Annotated in this window: 14 protein-coding genes; all 14 read right to left on the bottom strand. The window is 35.9% G+C overall.

Annotation, left to right across the window (positions count from 1 at the left end; genetic code table 11):
* Nucleotides 1-295: 295 nt before the first annotated feature.
* A complete protein-coding gene (locus ACY651_RS18040) occupies nucleotides 296-922 on the bottom strand; it encodes a hypothetical protein (protein ID WP_462254900.1) in 627 nt (208 codons plus the stop codon).
* A 100-nt stretch (nucleotides 923-1022) separates the two neighbouring features.
* Nucleotides 1023-1745: a 2-phosphosulfolactate phosphatase gene (locus tag ACY651_RS18045; RefSeq protein WP_462254901.1), complete on the bottom strand. Its 723-nt coding sequence runs from the start codon at nucleotides 1743-1745 to the stop codon at nucleotides 1023-1025.
* 28 nt (nucleotides 1746-1773) lie between these two features.
* The gene (locus ACY651_RS18050; protein WP_462254902.1) at nucleotides 1774-2538 is read right to left on the bottom strand and encodes a LytR/AlgR family response regulator transcription factor; all 765 of its coding nucleotides are present in this window, start codon (nucleotides 2536-2538) and stop codon (nucleotides 1774-1776) included.
* Between the two features lie 10 nt (nucleotides 2539-2548).
* A complete protein-coding gene (locus ACY651_RS18055) occupies nucleotides 2549-5560 on the bottom strand; it encodes a ligand-binding sensor domain-containing protein (protein WP_462254903.1) in 3012 nt (1003 codons plus the stop codon).
* Nucleotides 5561-5589: 29 nt separating this feature from the next.
* On the bottom strand, nucleotides 5590-8493 hold the full coding sequence (locus ACY651_RS18060) for a WD40/YVTN/BNR-like repeat-containing protein (RefSeq protein WP_462254904.1): 2904 nt from the start codon (nucleotides 8491-8493) through the stop codon (nucleotides 5590-5592).
* A 27-nt stretch (nucleotides 8494-8520) separates the two neighbouring features.
* Nucleotides 8521-8931: a lipocalin-like domain-containing protein gene (locus ACY651_RS18065; RefSeq protein ID WP_462254905.1), complete on the bottom strand. Its 411-nt coding sequence runs from the start codon at nucleotides 8929-8931 to the stop codon at nucleotides 8521-8523.
* 32 nt (nucleotides 8932-8963) lie between these two features.
* Complete coding sequence (locus ACY651_RS18070) at nucleotides 8964-10523, bottom strand: hypothetical protein (protein WP_462254906.1); 1560 nt, start codon at nucleotides 10521-10523, stop codon at nucleotides 8964-8966.
* Between the two features lie 33 nt (nucleotides 10524-10556).
* Nucleotides 10557-11432 (bottom strand): hypothetical protein, encoded by an 876-nt coding sequence (locus ACY651_RS18075; protein ID WP_462254907.1) that lies wholly within the window; start codon nucleotides 11430-11432, stop codon nucleotides 10557-10559.
* Between the two features lie 168 nt (nucleotides 11433-11600).
* On the bottom strand, nucleotides 11601-12074 hold the full coding sequence (locus ACY651_RS18080; protein WP_462254908.1) for an SRPBCC family protein: 474 nt from the start codon (nucleotides 12072-12074) through the stop codon (nucleotides 11601-11603).
* 114 nt (nucleotides 12075-12188) lie between these two features.
* Complete coding sequence (gcvT, locus tag ACY651_RS18085) at nucleotides 12189-13292, bottom strand: glycine cleavage system aminomethyltransferase GcvT (RefSeq protein WP_462254909.1); 1104 nt, start codon at nucleotides 13290-13292, stop codon at nucleotides 12189-12191.
* A 111-nt stretch (nucleotides 13293-13403) separates the two neighbouring features.
* On the bottom strand, nucleotides 13404-14921 hold the full coding sequence (locus ACY651_RS18090; RefSeq protein WP_462254910.1) for a hypothetical protein: 1518 nt from the start codon (nucleotides 14919-14921) through the stop codon (nucleotides 13404-13406).
* A 195-nt stretch (nucleotides 14922-15116) separates the two neighbouring features.
* The gene (locus ACY651_RS18095) at nucleotides 15117-15503 is read right to left on the bottom strand and encodes a hypothetical protein (RefSeq protein WP_462254911.1); all 387 of its coding nucleotides are present in this window, start codon (nucleotides 15501-15503) and stop codon (nucleotides 15117-15119) included.
* Nucleotides 15504-15548: 45 nt separating this feature from the next.
* A complete protein-coding gene (locus ACY651_RS18100; protein WP_462254912.1) occupies nucleotides 15549-17747 on the bottom strand; it encodes a PspC domain-containing protein in 2199 nt (732 codons plus the stop codon).
* A gap of 69 nt (nucleotides 17748-17816) precedes the next feature.
* Nucleotides 17817-18179, bottom strand: coding sequence for a PadR family transcriptional regulator (locus tag ACY651_RS18105; RefSeq protein ID WP_462254913.1), 363 nt, complete (start codon nucleotides 18177-18179; stop codon nucleotides 17817-17819).
* Between the last annotated feature and the right edge of the window lie 318 nt (nucleotides 18180-18497).

Consider the following 18497-nt stretch of genomic DNA (forward strand, 5'->3'; position numbering starts at 1 on the left):
ACGATTTTGGATTGCCGATTTTGGATTTCAGATTTGATTTGCAGCCTGTTTTGTAAGCCGCCCCGTTCTGAAAAGGGCAATTTGCAAAATTAAAGGAAAATTGCTGAGGTTGCGGCTTAAAAGTGAAAGTTTGTGGAGAAAATTGTCTTTGCTAAACAAGCCATGACTTTTGATTTGTCTTTTAGAAAAAACGAGGAAATTAAAATTGCCGCTGTTAAGGCACATATTTCATAATGGGTATTACTGGAGGTGGGATCTTTTATAACGTCCAGCTTCACTTGTGGCAATGCCAAGGTTATATACAGGCTTTCTTCTTAGGCTCAAATCCTTCTTCTTTAATTAATTCAATAAATTTTTCTAAATCAAGTTTTAATTCGTCAATTTTTATGAATGGTGGTCCATTGGTTTTGTATTTCTTTTTTAAACATCCTATGCCAAACTCAATATTATGTCTATTAAATTTATCTGTCAATTCGTTGAAGCTGGTTTTGTCTAACTTTTTCCATTCGACCGGAATTTTTAATTCAAGGTTTTTACTACTTTCTTCAGAAATGTCAACTATTAAAGTATAACCATCTATTAGCGTAGTCTTTACTTTTTCAGTAAAATCCCATTTTGTTTCAATGTTTGAAAATGAGTTGACAAAACCAATATTTTCAACTTGATTAAATGGCTGTAATGAAAATGCTTTTCGTCTAACTACTTTTCTATATAGCCATTTTGTATATGATAGCGTTATAATAAATATAGGAAGCCCAACACCTGCAGCTAAGAAAACTGCAATTATAAATTCTTTGCCAGGCAAACTTTTTTCGAAATAAGCAATTGTCAAAACCAAGAATACAAAACCAATAAAAGTTAATGATGTCGCAACAAAAGCAAATCTAATTTTTGCTCTGTTTAATTTAAAAAATGTGTCCATAAAGGTTGGGCGTAAGATAAATATATCTGAAAAATAATAGCATTAGCTTAAAAAAACATCCGCTAAAAATCAACCTGATAAAATACCCTTTTAAATAATTTTACCCTGCAATTAATTTCCCTTCTTTATAAACCACCAATACATCGGCCACATCGGGTGTTAAGCAAAAATTTATATCTTCTATTAATCCAAAGCGATCTACCAGGCGGTGATAATGGGTGAGGTTGGGTGCAAAACCAGCCAGATCATGTTTATTATTTTCATACAATAATTCTGCAGTAAACGAACTGTCGCAATGAATAGTAAAATGTTCTTTTACTGTACTGATAACTGCACCGGCAAATAAAGTGTCTTCAATATTATAGCGGTCTTTCCACCCGGCACAACCCAGCACTACATTTTTATTTTGTGCCATTAAATATTTACACACCGATGAAAGATTGGGGAAAGAACCGCATATAATTGTATCGGCATTATTATCCAGTGCCATTTGTAAAAGTTTAGTACCGTTGGTAGTAGTAAGCACTAAAGTTTTTCCTTCAATAAATTCTTTTGAATATTCTAAGGGTGAGTTACCGTGTTGCAGGCCTTCTGCAATTTGCCCGTCTCTTTCGCCGGCAGCAAGTGCATCAATTTTTTTACTTATTTCAATAGCTTTAAAAACTTCATCTACAGGAATTATACATTTGGCACCATTTTTTAAAACGGCTGCAATGGTTGATGTTGCCCTGAAGACATCTATAATCACCACCACTGCATTTTTTAAATCGTATAAATGTAATAATGCAGGCGAAAGGCAGGTATGTAAACTTGGTTTTTGCATAGCTGCAAAAATAAAGCATTTATACTTACTACACTTTAGGTGCAATTTTCATTAACAGCTCTATCAATTCGTCTTTGCGGCGGCGTGCCACATCTAAAATAATTTCGTTGGTTAACTGCACCTGGCCACCATCGCCTTTAATATATTTTTTTACAAAAAGCATATTTACCAGTGATGCGTTGTGTATCCTGAAAAAACCTGCACCCTGCAGTAAATCTTCAAAATCTTTTAAAGTTTTTGATGCCAGCAGGGGTTTGCCTGTGGTAAAATGTATTTGGGTGTAATTTCCTATGGCTTCCATATACACAATGTGTTTTATGGTTACCAGCTCCAGCCCTTCTTGTGTGGCCACTGCAATTTTTTGCGGTTGTAATTTATTGCCATTTGTTAACTGGTCTAATAAAATCTGTAACCTGTCATCGTTGTTTATGGTTTGTTTTTTTTCAACCAGCCTGTTAGTTACTGCAAGTAATTCAGTAACATCTACCGGCTTTACCAAATAATCGAAAGCGCCCAGGCGTATTGCATTTATTGCATATTGATTATAGGCTGTGGTAAAAACAATTTCAAAATTTTTACCGGGCAATTGCTCCAGCATTGTAAAACCATTCATGTGCGGCATTTCAATATCTAAAAAAATTACCTGTGGCTGGTGCAGTTGTATTGCAGCAATACCTTCAATACCGTTACTGCATTCTGCTACAATATTTATTTGTGTACAGTTTGCCTCTATTTTTTTTCGCAGGGCATCCCGGTTATTTTTTTCATCGTCTATTAAAATTGCATTAAGCATAGTTTACATTTTATACTTTTAAAAAAACTACAACCTCCGTACCTGCTGCGTTGCCGTTAGTATCTTTTAGATCGGTAATTTTTATGGTAGCTGTTTTTTGTTCGTTAAACAATTCAATACGTTCTTTTGTCAGCTGCATACCGTAAGACTGGTGTTGCGGAATTATATAATTTTTATCCTTTTTATAATCTCTGCCCACTCCATTATCTTTTATAATATACTGTAGCATACCATCCTTTATTGCAGCGGTAATTTGTAACTGCCCGTGTTTATCAATTAGTGGTTTAAGCCCGTGGTGTATAGCATTTTCTATGTATGGTTGAATGATTAGTGGCGGAATTTTATAATGTCCATTTAATAATTCTGTTCCGGCATTTAGGGTGTAATTAAATTTATTGTTGCTGCGTAGCTGCTCCAGTTGCAGGTACAATTGCAGTGTTTCCCAATCTTTCCAAAAAGGTATTACATCGTTTTTACTGTTATCTAAAATATTGCGGATTAGTTTTGCAAATTTATTAAGATAGTTGCTGGCATTTTCTTTATCATTATCTAAAATAAAATTATCTATGCTGCTGATACAGTTAAAAATAAAATGCGGATTCATTTGTGCCCTTAGCGCCATGGTTTCTGTTTCGGTAATTTTTTGTTTTAGTGCAGCTTGTTTTTTTACTGCAGCCACTCTTCTTTTAAATAAAAAATAAACAAGCAATGCTAATAATAAAAACAATAAAGTAATAAACCACCAGGTTTTATAAAACGGCGGATGTACTGCAAAGTGTACTGTAAAAACCTGATGTACATTTTTTTGCCTGACCTTTAAAAAATAAATATTAGGAGAAAGATTAGAAAAAGAAATTTTATTATTGTTGCTAACGGGCAACCAGTTGTTATTGTTTAAACTGTATTCAAAATTTACCGGCTCATTATTATTTTGCAGTAAATAGCCAAATTGAAAACTGATATTATTTTCTGCAGCAGTAAAATTATACACACTGTCTATCCGTGTATTTTTATCGTTAATGGTACAGTGGCGCAAATAAATTTTTCCAAAAGGTTGCTGTTGTAAAAGTGTTGCACTATTCCAGCTTAAATAACCATTTGGCAATGGTTGATACACAGTGCCATTATTATCTGCAGTTAAATAATCGGCAAAACCAGCATGGCCCTGTTCTTTACCAAAGTTTTTAAATTGCTGTGTACTGGTATTAAAGCAACTTATGCCACTGTTTGTTGCTATCCATAAAAACCCGTTAATATCAATACACAACCAATTACAATTGTTAGATAATAAACCGTCAAAAATAGTATATCGTTTAAATTTTTTGGCAGCAATATTATAAACATACAGTCCGTTATAAACCTCCGACAAATAAATTTCGCCTTTATTATTGCCTGTAATGCAGGTAATATTTGCAGCTTTTTGTGAGGGCGGAATATTTAATACAAATTTTTCTGTGGTTTTTTTATTGATGCTATAAATATAAATGCCTTCGTTGGGTACAGATACAAAAATGGAATTACTGCTGCTGTCATAATACAATGCAGCGTACTCTTTATTTTGTTCGGGTATAATAAAATCGGCGTAATTACCTGTGCCCGTTTTTGGATTAAGTTGATAAATGCCCTGTGCCCTGAACCTTATCCATAATATACCGCTTTTATCCGCCACAATATTTCTTACTGTATTGGGGTTATCAGCAAAAATTTTTTTGGGCAATGGTATTTCTTTAATGGCAAGAGTTGTGGGATTTACAAGGTATAAATTTTGATCGGTACACAAATATGCCGTATCGCTGTTTATCTCTGTGTAAGCCCTTACACCTCTTTCTGCTTCGGCGGGATTGGTTTTTATTACAATCGATTTATCAGCAGCGGCATTAAAAAAAACAGATGTTTTAAAAAAATCGCCTGCCACAATCTGGTTGGTACCGGTTGAGTAAAAAAGTTTGTACACCTGTGGTAAACCCGGTATTAGGTTAAAATTAAAATCTGGTTTTTTATTGTATAGCTGATGTAAACCGTCATCGCTTAAAAGCCAGAATGCCCCACCATCTTTTATAATTTTTGAAAAGTTTTTTAAAGGTACAGTCTTGTTATTTTCATGGGATAAAACCTGCAAAAACTTTTCTTGTTTTTTATCAAAAAAAATTATGCTTTTATATGCTGAGAGTATAAGGGTATCTTCATTATAAGGTTGAATATCATTTACATTATCCCATCCGGTATATTTTAAGTATGCTTTTGGAAGAGTATATTTTTTAAAGGAATTATCAGCAGTATTAAAAAGTAAAAACCCTTTGTCGAATGTATTTATCCATAAATTTTTATTTTCATCGGTGTAGCAAATACTGCTGCCATAAAAATCATCTATTGATGTGCAGGGGTAATAAGTAAATTTTAGCGTGTGCGTATTTACACTAAATAAACCGTATGTTGTCAGCACCCAAAAATCACCAGCATCTTTTTTTGTAATACTTAATACCACTACCCTGCGGTGATTGCCGTTAGCCGGTTTTACTGTGTTAACATAATTTGCCCAGCCACTTGTTTTAAACTTTTTTGTTGCAGGGTTAAATATCAGTAAATCGTACCAGCTGCCTATCCAGATATTTTGTTCATCATCTTCATTAATGCAAACAAATGCCTGGCCTATTTTTGGCATTGCTAAAGTATCCGGCGAGTAATTGGAAAAGGTTTGGGTTATTTCGTTAAAGGTACTTATACCAGATGCCGTGCCCACCCATAATTTATTTTTACTGCTTATATAAAGGGATTGAATAAAATTACTGGCAATGCTGTTACTGTCATTAGGGTTATTATTAAAAACATCAAATGCGTTACCATCAAAACGGTTTAAGCCGTTGGCTGTACCCATCCATAAAAAACCCTGGTTGTTTTTTATTAAACAGGCAATAGTATTGTTGCTTAAGCCCTCCTTGGTTGTAAAGGAATTAAAGCGGAACTGTTGTGCGGCTGCAATGCAGTAACTAAAATTTATTATCAATAATAATTTCCACTTCATTTTTTTGCAAAGTAAAATAAAGATAAGGTTTAATGGCTTTGCTTCTTGCTGTGGTATTCTAAAAAATGAATAAGGATTTTATCTTTTAACAACTGAACATAATAAATAGCTTCTGTTAAATTATATTGTGCCGCATTAAAAATTTCGGTACCGGCTTTATCAATTTGTTTTTCAATTACCGGCGTTACAGTATTTCCGTTTATATCAGTTATTCTTATTAAATAATTACCTGCCTCTTCGTAATATATTTTATACTGTGCGTTTTGTAAACCATCTAAATGGCCTTTAGGAAATGCTTTGTTGCTGCCTGCTTTAAAAACTACATTGTCTAAGGGTAAAGGATCGTTATTGTGCTGCACATTAAGTGGCACGCCCACTGTACCGCAGGGTGCATTGTATGCTCTAAAGCTGTTACTTTCTGTAACTGTAAAACCATCTGTTAAAACAACATCGGTAGTGCCGCTTACTGCAACAGCAGTTCCCATCCCCCCCTGAATACTTGCGTTGGCAGTAATAGTAGTTGCCTCGTAAAATTTATTTCCACTAATAATGCCTGTTAGCGGAATATTTGCAGGGCAACCGGCGCTGTATAAATCAGTATAAAAATTTCCATGGCCATAAGTTATCGCATACAATCTGTTGTAAGTATTATTTATAATTAAATCGTTTACAATTGTTTTAGGTAAGCCATTATAATATGGCCGCCAGTCGTTTTGGCCTGCAGGCCTTACAAACACACCTATGTCGGTACCCACATAAACATTATTAGCTGCATCTATTGTAACGCAATGGCAGGCTACATTGGGTAATGTACCACTTATGTTTATCCAGTTATCACCGGCATTGGTACTGTAATACACTTTTTCTCCGGGCTGGTAACCGCCACTGGTAGCGTAAATGTATGATGATAGATTATGTGTTGCTTCCACATCTGTAATTGCAATTGCTGTAAAGCCAGGTTTGTTATCAATCCCCGTCCAGTTTACTCCTCCATCAACACTTCTGTATAAATTACTTCTGTTACCTGCATACAGTTGCAGTGTATTGCTGCGGCAGGTAGTTAAAATAGAAGTACCGGGTACGGGAGTAGCTGCGGCTGTCCAGGCAGTTCCCCTGTTGTTGCTTCTAAAAACATTAAAACTGTCGGCTGCGTAAACATCATTATCGTTATTAAAGCTTCTTGCAAGTGTTGGATAAAAGTTTCTAAATGCTGGTGGTGTAATATTTGTAATATTAGTTCCGCCGTTTGTTGTTCTTACCACACTGCCGGTAATAGCAGCAATAATATCATTACTGTTTGATTGATTAATAACAGCGTCACTGCCATCGCCACCAAAAATATTATTATAAGTATCAGAAGATGTATAGCGGTGCACTGTACCGTTATCTTGTGTGCCTACACAAATAATTGCCGGGTTACTCTCCAGCCAATCGGCATATACGCCGGATGTTATATGCAGGTTGGTAGAAATCGTTGTCCAGTTTACACCATCGTCAGTACTTCTGGATACGCCACCATCATGCAACGCATATAAAGTGCTGTTTAAAGGATTATATGTCAGGTTATGAATATCACCATGCACATAAACATTACCTGCTGGTGCATTACTCCAATGTGTTGCCCTGTTAAAATTTACTCCATCACTGTTTCTTCTCCAGATATTTATACCGCCGGTTATTACAGTTTGTTCAGCCGATGGTTTACTTTCTATACACAAATCATAATCTCCCTGTGTAATATTGTTGGCGCCATTAACATCGCCTGATAAAATATTTGGTGTTGCATTAGTTACCGAAGTAAATGACAGGCCGCTGTTGGTGCTTTTAAAAACACCCTGGTAATTTGCCTGCCTGCTTGCGCCTGCTGCAAGTAAATAAACTACCGATGAATTATTTTGCGATACCGCAACAGCGCAACGCATTGGGTTGGTTATGCCTGCAATGTTTATATTCGTCCACGTATCCCCGTAATCGGTACTTCTGTAAAAATAATTGCTGCCATTATTTTTACCCGAAGCGTACATGATTGATCCGATACCATCAGGCTTTACTTCTATATCTGCAAACCATCCGGTTTGTTCATTTACCCAGCTGTTGCCAAAATCGGCAGAGCGAAAAATGCCCGTGTTGGTAATTGCAAAAAATAAATTGTCTAAAACAGGATGCTGTATTATTTTGTATCCGGCAACATTTGATGGCAGGTTAGTATTAAATTGAAAAACTCTTGTCCAGTTTTGTCCGCCGTCGGTTGATTTTAAAATACCGATGGAGTTTTCCGTCCAGTAATTTGTTAAGGAAATAAAACTTTCTCCGTCGCCTGTTAATGCAAATATGGTGTTGGTGTTCGTTCTGTCGTAACATACTCCTCCAATACCCAGGTTGGGCATATCATCGTTTAGCGCATACCAGTTGTTGCCGCCGTTAGTTGTTTTCCAAATTCCTCCATTGGGTGTACCAATTAAAAAAGTGTTAGGGTCGGTTGGGTGAAAAGCAATACAGCTAACCCTGCCTATACCCGGCGAAGTACCTTGTGCTGTGTTGGTTACATTAAATGGTCCAAAGCCAATCCAGCCAGCGGTATTAGACAAGGTGCCATTTGGAATAACAGGATGTGCAGTTTTATATTTTTGGTATTCAGTAAAAATAGTTTCGTTTATGTTGGGATAAATATTTCCGTCCGCATCTACACAATGGCTCATTCTGTTTGCCCACCTGTTCCAAAAATAAATTTCCTTTTCTCCTTCTTCTTCCTCTTTGCCTGGTTGTTGCTGTTTGTTGGCTGTTTTTTCTTCCTGCAAATGTTTATTTACAATTTGCATTATTTCATCTAAGTTTTTTTTACCGCTTAATTTTTGAGTTAATGATAATTGGGCATTGCCGGCATTACACAGCAACAGTAAAAAAACAACAATGTAGTCAATCTTTTTTTTCATTACACACTATTTTTAAATAAAGGCGGTTTATAACTTTTGATAAACAATGGTTTCGTCTTTATTGGTAAGCGTCATTTTGTTGGCATTAAAACTTACAGTATGTGTGTGGCCCAAAGAAACCGAAACAGCGTATATGGTAATTGAGTTTCCTGTTAGTTGCCATTTGGTTTTGCTGTATAATTTTTCCTGAATTTTTTTATAATTTTCGTCGCAACCACTGCCGGCTGCATTTAACCTGTAAGTACCATCGGCATTAAACTCATACACAATATTTGCAGCACAGGGCCTTTGTGTAAGTAAAGCTGCATGGGTATCCATTTTTGTTCCCTCATATACAACTGTGTACGAAATGCGTTTCCATTTACCTGCCGGGCTTTGTGCAGTACAAATTTGTGCAGTTGCTGTAATTATAATTAAAAGAGTGATAATTTTTTTCATCAATAAAATTTTTACAGGTGATTGATGTATTGCTATCTATTTTTTACCGCTTTTTGCAACGCTTCAATTTTTTTATTGGCTTCAATTAAATAAAGTGTCAGTTCTTCTATTTTTTCCATCATTTTTGTTTGCATAGTACTTATATCTATGCCTTCTTTTTGTATGGCAGCACCGTTTTTTATGCCCGGCAGGTGTTTGTATTTTTTTATGTACTGTTCTACTTCGTGTAATGGCCTTAGTTTATATTTTTTGTTAAACACATAATCGGCCCAATTGAAAATGGTTACCCTTAATTCTCTTGTTTTTATTTTTCCATTTACACTTAGTAAATAAGCAGCATCGGGGTTATCGGTACCAATGCCAATATTTCCATTGGCGCTAATAAACAATCTGTTGGCAGAGTTGGTGTACAGTACAACAGGCATTGCGCCCGGTGTACCTAGTGATATCGTATTACCATTATCAGGTCCGCCTATAAAAGCATTAAATGTTGCAGAACCACTTGGGTTACGCATTACTAAAGCAGTGGCATAATCTGCTGCGGTTTGTATAGTTGTTCTTGCATTACCATCCGGTGTGCTGGTGCCAATACCAATGGAACTGGTGGTAGGTGAGCCAATTATTATATCACCGCCGTTTTGATCGTTTATAAAAACCTTACCTAAAAGCTTACCCGCTCTTATATAAGTATGTTCTTCATTTCCATAATTAAAATGGGATGAATAGCCTGTTCCTGTAATTTTTAAAGCACCGGTATTGCTGTATTTTCTTCCAATATTTACAGTATGGTCTGGCGTTTCGTTGTATCCTAAACCAATACCTGTTTTATGAAATGGTGCACCTATAATAATTTGATTATCCCCACTAATTTCTGCATTGGTACCAATAGCCACTGAATAATTTGTGGTGGTTAACGGCGACCGCATCTGGCCTCCTAAAAAATAATTATTTCCTCCCGATGTTAAACCTGCTCCTGCATTGAAACCAAGGCTGGTATTGGTACCGTCAAATTTTGCAACATTTGAATTATTGGTTTTTAAAATTAATGGTACAAAATCTGTATTACCAATAAAATTGGATGCTGTGTTTCCGCTGTTTCCATTTAATCCCCAGCCGCCACTTACAGCACCGCCTGTGGGTTTATTACTGCTTAGTACAATCCATTTTTGTTCTAGTCCATCAAACTGCAGATTTACAATACCTTTATCATCTATTGTTAAATCAGCATTTGTGCCCGTAATAATTCTATCGTTTACGTTGGCAGATACATCTAAATTATTTAACCGCATGGTAAAGCCGCTTCGGTTAAAAAGTGTTATCAGCCTGCCTTCTACGCCTTGCGTAATACCAGCTACAGTAAAATTAGCAGCAGGCCCTGCAACACGATAGTAACTAAACCTGTTACTATTTACATCCATTGCCAGTGTAGTACCATCTGCAACAACAATATCTGCACTCCGTAAAATTAAATCTCCATACACGTCTAACGTTGCCTGTGGTGTGGCTGTATTAACGCCTACATTTTGTGCAGGGCAAAATGTGCTTTGCATTGCTATAAAAAGACTTGTAAATATTTTAAAAATTTTTTTCATAAAAAATATTTAGTTAGACAGATTTTAAAAAAATTATTTCTTTTGCCAGCCATCGGGCCATTTACAAAATTTATCAAGGCTGTATTTACCTTTGTAATTGAACGTTACTTTTGGATAAGATGTGCCGGGATAATTTGCTCTTGTTTCATATACCACATGGTACATCCAGTTTGTCCAGTCGAAATAAAAATGTTTTTTAAGAAAAAATGTGGCATCCGTTTCTACCTGTACCACTCCATCTATATTTACCCAGTCAATAACATTAGCACCTGTAAAAAGCGTATCTAATGATTGTGCGCCGGCATTGTTTGTGCCATCTGTATATTTCCCATCTTTAAAATAGTATGCTATCTGCCTGTAAAATTGCTGGTAATTAGGGTAGGCGGGCAGCAATTTAAATTCTTCAATCATCGTATTCCGTCCTAATGGTTTTTTGCCGGCCATTGCGCCTGCTTTTAAGGCATCGTTAAGATGTGCGTAAATGTTTGCTAATGTAATAGTGCCATAATCCCAGGTGCCGCCAATAACGGTTGCCCTGTTTTTAGCATCAGTAATTATATTGTTGGTAGTGCCAAACGATGCAGATTTTATAGTAGCCGGCCAGTTAGGCGCTAAGCTGTCAATAGGTTTTGGTGATTGAATTACGGTACAGCTATCCGTAAAATCGGCTCCGCTTTTTATTAGTGATACAATAAAGTACTTTTTATCTTTATTAGCATCATTATTTAAATCGTAAACAACAAACTGCCCGTTAATAGAAGCGCTGGTTGGCTGATGCTGGCAAATAAAATTGGGTGTATTTTTTGTTGCTGTTGCTGGCGGGGGCGGTGCGTTAACAGTTTTATCGCAGGCTGTTAAAAAAGCCGATGCAATAAAAATAACAGCGGCTACGGTTTTCAATTTTTGCATAACAAAGTTTTTGGTTAAACTATTTATTATGCTAAACTAAAACGCTGTATAATTTAAAAACCGTGTGCTTTACTGGATGGCTGTGTTGAATTACTGGATGGCAGAATGATATACACTCAAAAAAAATAAATAGCTTTATTATAAAACCGGATAGCTGTCCATTAAAAATTAGCTGAGTATTACTTTCCACTTTTCAGTTTCGGCGTAATGTTTTATAATATCATTTCTTTTTACCAAAAACTTTTCTATATATTTTTTTAGGTAAACAGCATTGAAAAATTTTCCGAGTGAACCATATGGACTTTCAAAATCTACAATATCAATCATTATAGTGCCATTATCGATTTGCTTAAAATGGTGCTGGTGTTTAAAGTTTTTAAAATCACCATTTATCATTTCGTCAGTAAAACTATCGGGGCTTTGCATAGCCGTTATTTTGCTGGTGTGCTGCCTTGTTTTAAAAAGATGTTTTGCCTGCCAGGTTACTGTTTCATCTTTATTTATTAAACCCGATGTTACACCTGCAATGGCTTTTTCGTTGGTATGAGCTGTAGAAATTTTATGCAGGGTTATACTGCGGCTTAAATTAAAAACCCTTTCTATTGGTGCCGTAATAAATGTGGTAATGTGGATTCGTGTCATAATGAATAATGGGTTAATGGATAATGAATAATATGTTTAGCTCTGTACAGTCTGCCAATTAGATGAAGGCAACAAGTGCAAAATATTATCCATTATTCATTATAAAATTATCAATTAAACAAAAGGAACTTTCACCACTTTAGCTTTTAATAAAGTGTTTCTGATACTGATATAAATTTCGCTGTCAATGGCTGCTAATTTAGTATCAACATATCCTAAGCCTACAGCTTTGCCCAGCGATGGCGATTGTGTACCCGAAGTAACTGTACCAATTATTGTTCCTTCAAAATCTTTTATATCATAACCGTGGCGGGCAATGCCTTTTTCAAGCATTTCGAAACCTACTAATTTTTTTGTAACACCTTTTGCTTTTTGCTTTTCAAAATAAGCACTGTTGGTAAATGGTTTTGTAAATTTTGTTATCCATCCCAAACCGGCCTCTAATGGCGATGTGGTATCATCAATATCATTGCCATATAAACAAAATCCCATCTCTAACCGTAAAGTATCTCTTGCACCAAGGCCAATGGGTTTTATGCCGGCAGTTTTTCCTGCTTCAAAAATAGCATCCCAAATTTTATTAGCGCCATCTGCTGCATCTTCTCCTTCGGTAACTGTTGGAAAATAAATTTCTACTCCGCCTGCACCTGTATAACCGGTTGCGCTGATTAAAACATTATCTACACCTGCAAAAGTTCCTTTTGTAAATGTGTAGTATTTTAAATTCATGATGTCCATATCGGTAAGCGGCTGTAAAATTCTTGTGGCATTGGGTCCCTGTATTGCCAGTAATCCTGTTTTATCAGAAATATTATGCATCTCCACATTCTTATCATTAAAACTGCTTATCCAGTTCCAGTCTTTATCAATATTACCGGCATTAACAACCAGCATATAACTTTTATTTTCTTCCAGGCAATACACCAGTAAATCATCTACTATGCCGCCATCATTATTAGGCAGGCAACTGTATTGTGCTTTACCCGCTGTTAATTTACTTGCGTCGTTGGTTGTAACTCTTTGTATTAAATCTAAAGCGTTTTCTCCTTTTAAAATAAATTCTCCCATATGGCTTACATCAAACACGCCGGCATTGTTACGTACTGCTGCATGCTCATCATTAATACCGCTGTAACTAATGGGCATATTGTAACCTGCAAACTCGGCCATTTTTGCACCAAGATCAATGTGTTTTTGTGTAAAGGGGGTTGTTTTCATTAACGCTTATTTTGTGCTGCGAAGGTAAGAAGCATTGTGTTATTTTATTTGAAAGTTTTGGGCTTCTTTTAATAGAGTGCTAAAGATAAATAGGCTAAAATTGCATTTTTGCTACAATTTCATAAACTTTTTTGAGAAGGGAGTGTTACTCTCATCAACCAATAGTACAACATATAAGCCTGATGGAAGTGCGTTAAGTGAAAACTGAATATCTGCACCCGGTTTAATATCTTTTTTAGATTGTATTTTTTTTCCTGATGCATCAACAAGGTGTGCTTCTTTTGCTTTAATAGCTGTTTTAAGCATCAGGCTGTTATCATTAATTATTAAATTTATTTCGTTTAGCGATGTATTGTTTTGAACTATACTGCCCGAGTATTGAATACTGCCATCTTCATTAACCATTTTTAAACGGTAATATAATTTAGGAGCGGTGGTAAGTTTATCGTCGGCAAAAAAATAATTACTGCCATTAGTGATGCCCGATGATTTTACAGTACCAATCGCATTCCAGTCTGTACCGTTGGTGCTTTTTTCGATAATAAAATTTTGCAGGCCCTGTTCTAAAGTGGTTTCCCAGTTTAAATCAATGCGGTTATTTCTTTTATTAAATGCTGATGTAAAGGATGTAAGTTTTGTTGGAAGTATTACTATGCCTGATTGAAAAAGTGAATTCACATTTACAAGATCTAAGCAATTGGGAAAGCTTGAATTTACAGGAAACGTTGCAGGGTTAGTTAACACATGGCCCAATGCAGGGTTTACATCCTGGCCAAATAAAGAATAGCCGTAAAGAGTTTCATTTACACCAATTCCTAAATCATGCAGGCTGATATAAACACCACGTATGTTTTGACTGTTTTGTGTTGATGGCCTTATTTGACCCAAGGCAACCAATGGATCAGAAACGAAAATTGTGTAATTGAAATTAGCGCCTAATAAACCAGCTGCAGAAAATTTTGATATTGGTACTGTAATTAGAGTTTTATAGCCCGAAGGATTTCCGGTTATATCAAGTGAGGTAATTGCTGCAATTTTAAAACTATCGCCAACACCACGGTCAAAAATAGCAAAGCCTGCCTTATTAGGCGAGGCAACAGCCGCAAACCCTGTTGGCACAATATAATCTACCCTTTCTATATTATTGTAATGAGGTGAGCCGGTGGTGTTATTAAAAACATTATCGTATCCGGTATTAATATTATTGGTTAAAAGCGCCGACTCCATTGAAGTGATTTTGGGCCCATCACAATTAAAGATACCCGAAGTTGCAGCAGCCAACGGAGAGGAAGATGTTCTGTTCCAGCTGGTAATAAAATTTCTGTTATCAATTATTACACCGTTACCCATTCTTTTTACCTGTGCATAAGTATAGGGTGGAGATACGGGAATGAAGTTAGCAGGGCCAACATTAAATGAAGTAATGTTTAATACATCGTTGGTAACGCTTGAAGAATAGTTTACTGTAAAATTAGCCACACTTGTCCATTGAGAAAATGAATACCCGGCACCTTTAATATTGGTTTCGGTAACTGTTGCCGCACTATTTGCTGAATAGGCTATTTGAGTTATAGGGCTTTGTGCATTTACCTTATTAAAAAAAATAAAAAAGTAAAAGCATAGTAACAAACCCTTCTTGCAAAGGGTATATATATTAAATATCATTTTCATTAAAAGGCAGAAGAACATTGCAACTTAGGGCCATAGCGATTATAACGGATTATAGTAATGTTTTATTGTTAGTACAGGCACAAAAAATTCCACCCTAAAAAGGATGGAATTGTGTTTGTTTCAACTTCAACTCAACTATCGAAACTATTTAAATTAATTTTGGGCTAACAGGTCTTTTACACCTTCGCACATTTCCTTTATTTTTTCGTATGATTCTTCAGAATTTTGTTCCTTATCAAATTTTATTTTTAACCTGCCTTCGTAAGATTTTATATAAAACTTTGTATTATCATCCAGCGTTACCGTGGCATCAACATAATTATTACCCTTGCTTTTAAAATTTACAGTTGATGCGGTGTATTCTTTTATAAAATTTTGTACTGCTTTTGTTTTTCTATCTTCAAAATGTGCCGATAATTTGTATTCTTCTTCATCTTCCTGTATAGAAATGGATACATCATTATCGTGATAATTAAAACAGGATGAAAAAATATTTGCTAAAAAAACACCAGCGGCAACAAGAATCAAAAATTTTTTCATGTTGATGTTATTTTGGTTTTAATTGATTAAACTACCTTTGAAAAATTAATTAATGTTGGGCAAAATATTAACGCCTGGCATTATAATAGAACTTAGTGTTTCGGGTTCTGTTTTTTGTATGTTGCCGTTAGCATTTTCAATTTTGTTTTTTTCTTTTTCAAGTAAGTTATCCATCGAATCTTTTTGCTGCTGATGCCTTCTCTCAATTGAATCCACTTTTTGTTGCCTCCTGTTTTCTAATGAGTCTTCCCTGCGTTGCAACGAATCTTCAATAGCGTTATACCTGTAGCTTCGCTTGCTGTTATTGGAATTCTGCTTTCTGTTATTTTTATCATTCCACCCATCTGCTTTTCTTCCCGTTAATGTGTACAATCCATCTTCTTTCATTATATAATCCACATCCGATTGCCACCTGATATTTTGTTCTCCATCATAATAATCATTGTCCCAGTTATCATTCCATCTGTCTGATCCAAAATGTACAGGCCAGCCAATACCGTTATTAACACGTACCTGTTTGCCAACCGGCACATAAACAGTGATAATGACCATTTGATTGCGGAACTTATCTGTTTTATTGATCGCAATTCCTTTTTCTAAAAGCAATATTGAATCTTTTTGTTCCAGATTAAATTTTATAAGGCTGGCAAGGTTATTTGCATCTGTTCTTGTATTGCCCCGTGCAGTTTTTTTCATTGTCACCTGAAAGCTATCGTTAGGAGATTTTGCAATTTCAACATATACATTTCTTACATAAGCAGTATCCTCGTCAATTAAATTTTCAAAAGGTTCAAAACGTATCCAGTTACGGCCATAATATTTTTTTGTAAAGGGTAATGATGATGTGATTACCATTTTGTTTACCTGTGGGTTATTTATCTGAACAGGCTGTTCGTCAAGGCGGCTGCTGCTTTTAAAATCACGGGTTACAGTAGCAAAAAGCATAATTATACAAACCCAGCCCAGCGTCCATAAACTGCCGAAGGTAAGGCGTAATATTTTACTGCTGGTTTTTACCCTGGCAATTTTTCTTATCAGCCATGTTACAATTGCAATTATAGGTACTGCAATAAATAATACCAATGTACCCCAGGCATAAAAATTTTGCCAGCCACCTTTTAGTATATAATCTTTAAGCGGAAAAACTCCAATTGAAAAAACTCCCAGTGCAAATAAAGCCATTACCAAGCCAAAGCATACACAACCTATAATAAAGTAGGCAAATATTTTAGCAATCATTGCAATTACATTCCCTAAACCACCCCGGTTGCGACGTGTAAAGCTTTGCACATCTCCAGCCATTGCTTTTGCTTTTTCATTTATTATGCCGGAAGCTTCTGCACCAAATTTTTCTGCTTTTTTTCCCACGCCTTTCATTTCTTCCATCACCGAGTTCTTTATAGAATTCATATCTACTTTTTCTCCTTTCATGGCTAACTTTTCTGATGTAGTCAAAGCTTCGGGTATTACAATCCATAAAATAATATATACTATTAAAGAAGTAGGGCTGAATGTAAAACGAATTACATCACCAAAATCCCAAAAGCCACCCCAATGCCCCCAGCGTGAAAGAAAAGAAAGAAATGGTAATAAAAATAAAGCCCTTGGTATCCATGGATTGATACCAAAAAAATTTCCTATCCCACTGCAAACACCTGCAATCAGTTTTTCATCTGCATCTCTAAACAGTTTTCTTTTGGCGCCACCAATTTGTGCGGTTGATGTACTGGGTACTGCAATCCACATAATGATATAGGTTAAAAACCCAACGCCGGAAAATAACAGTACTACAAAAATTATACGTGCAATTACCACATCAATATTAAAATAGTTAGCAAGGCCGCTGCACACACCACCCAGCACTTTATCATTTTCGTTTCTGTACAATCTCTTGTGGCCTGTTGCTGCAGTGCTGCCTGCTGTTGATGACTGCTGCTGGTTATTTGATGAAGCATTTGAAGTTGTTTGCGTATTGTCATCCATTGGTTCAAAATCTTCGGGGCGGCCAATGCTGTTAATGATGGCGTTAACATCATCATCGGTAATACATGTGGCGCCTTTTGTAATTCTTTCCTGAAAAAGTTCTCCAATACGGCTTTCAATATCATTAATGATTTCGTCTTTACCTTCTTCGTTTGCAAAATGCCGGTTAAGGCTTTCGGTATAATTTTTTAGTATTTCAAAAGCGGTGGTTTCTATTGGTACCACACGGCCCTGGAAATTAATATTGATTACTTGTTTCATGGCTAAATAATTTTTGTTTCGTTAGTTGATGGGGCTTAAAAAACAAATCATGGCTATACTTTTTGTTTATTAAGAGTTGTTGAAGTTGTTGTTAATGTTGTTGGCATCTACATCGGTTACGGCTTTTACGGCGTTGGCAAGCTCATTCCATGTTGCTTCCAGTTCCCGGTAAAAAGCTGCACCCTTTTCGGTAAGCGAAAAATATTTACGCGGCGGGCCACTGTTACTTTCCACCCAGCGGTAGGTTAAAAATTCTGCATTTTTAAGCCTGGTAAGCAGGGGATAAAGCGTTCCTTCCAACAGGTTAAAGTTGGCCGACTTCATGGTGTCAATTATGTCCGAAGGATAAGCTTCCCCCTGCTTAATTACCGAAAGGATACAAAATTCCAGTACTCCTTTCCGCATCTGGCTTGCTGTGTTATCAATGTTCATGGCTTTGCTATTTTAAAAATTCATGGCTATACTTTCGTGATAAATAAATCCGGTTTTTCTCTATCACATAACAAAGATAATAGGAATTTTAATACTATGCAATACATAATACCATATTTTTTAAGGTAGCTGGTTGTGTCATGTGACTAATGATAACACACAACCCGCTCTGGGACTCGATTACAACGATTTTTTCGGCGAAAGAAAAAATTTTTGTTTTTGTATGAAAGGAAAAATTCCGCGTCTGACTGGTTTTAAGAACCTCTTATTCCGGATAATTTTTGCGGCTTCACTGAAGAATTCCGTACAAAGGTTAAC

Source organism: Ferruginibacter sp., assembly GCF_031391665.1.
Classification (GTDB): domain Bacteria; phylum Bacteroidota; class Bacteroidia; order Chitinophagales; family Chitinophagaceae; genus Ferruginibacter.

Excerpts from the sequence above, each read along its gene's own strand:
- ACY651_RS18040 (WP_462254900.1), bottom strand. The coding sequence starts at position 922 with ATGGACACATTTTTTAAATTAAACAGAGCAAAAATTAGATTTGCTTTT.
- ACY651_RS18045 (WP_462254901.1), bottom strand. The coding sequence starts at position 1,745 with ATGCAAAAACCAAGTTTACATACCTGCCTTTCGCCTGCATTATTACAT.
- ACY651_RS18050 (WP_462254902.1), bottom strand. The coding sequence starts at position 2,538 with ATGCTTAATGCAATTTTAATAGACGATGAAAAAAATAACCGGGATGCC.
- ACY651_RS18055 (WP_462254903.1), bottom strand. The coding sequence starts at position 5,560 with ATGAAGTGGAAATTATTATTGATAATAAATTTTAGTTACTGCATTGCA.
- ACY651_RS18060 (WP_462254904.1), bottom strand. The coding sequence starts at position 8,493 with ATGAAAAAAAAGATTGACTACATTGTTGTTTTTTTACTGTTGCTGTGT.
- ACY651_RS18065 (WP_462254905.1), bottom strand. The coding sequence starts at position 8,931 with ATGAAAAAAATTATCACTCTTTTAATTATAATTACAGCAACTGCACAA.
- ACY651_RS18070 (WP_462254906.1), bottom strand. The coding sequence starts at position 10,523 with ATGAAAAAAATTTTTAAAATATTTACAAGTCTTTTTATAGCAATGCAA.
- ACY651_RS18075 (WP_462254907.1), bottom strand. The coding sequence starts at position 11,432 with ATGCAAAAATTGAAAACCGTAGCCGCTGTTATTTTTATTGCATCGGCT.
- ACY651_RS18080 (WP_462254908.1), bottom strand. The coding sequence starts at position 12,074 with ATGACACGAATCCACATTACCACATTTATTACGGCACCAATAGAAAGG.
- gcvT (WP_462254909.1), bottom strand. The coding sequence starts at position 13,292 with ATGAAAACAACCCCCTTTACACAAAAACACATTGATCTTGGTGCAAAA.
- ACY651_RS18095 (WP_462254911.1), bottom strand. The coding sequence starts at position 15,503 with ATGAAAAAATTTTTGATTCTTGTTGCCGCTGGTGTTTTTTTAGCAAAT.
- ACY651_RS18100 (WP_462254912.1), bottom strand. The coding sequence starts at position 17,747 with ATGAAACAAGTAATCAATATTAATTTCCAGGGCCGTGTGGTACCAATA.
- ACY651_RS18105 (WP_462254913.1), bottom strand. The coding sequence starts at position 18,179 with ATGAACATTGATAACACAGCAAGCCAGATGCGGAAAGGAGTACTGGAA.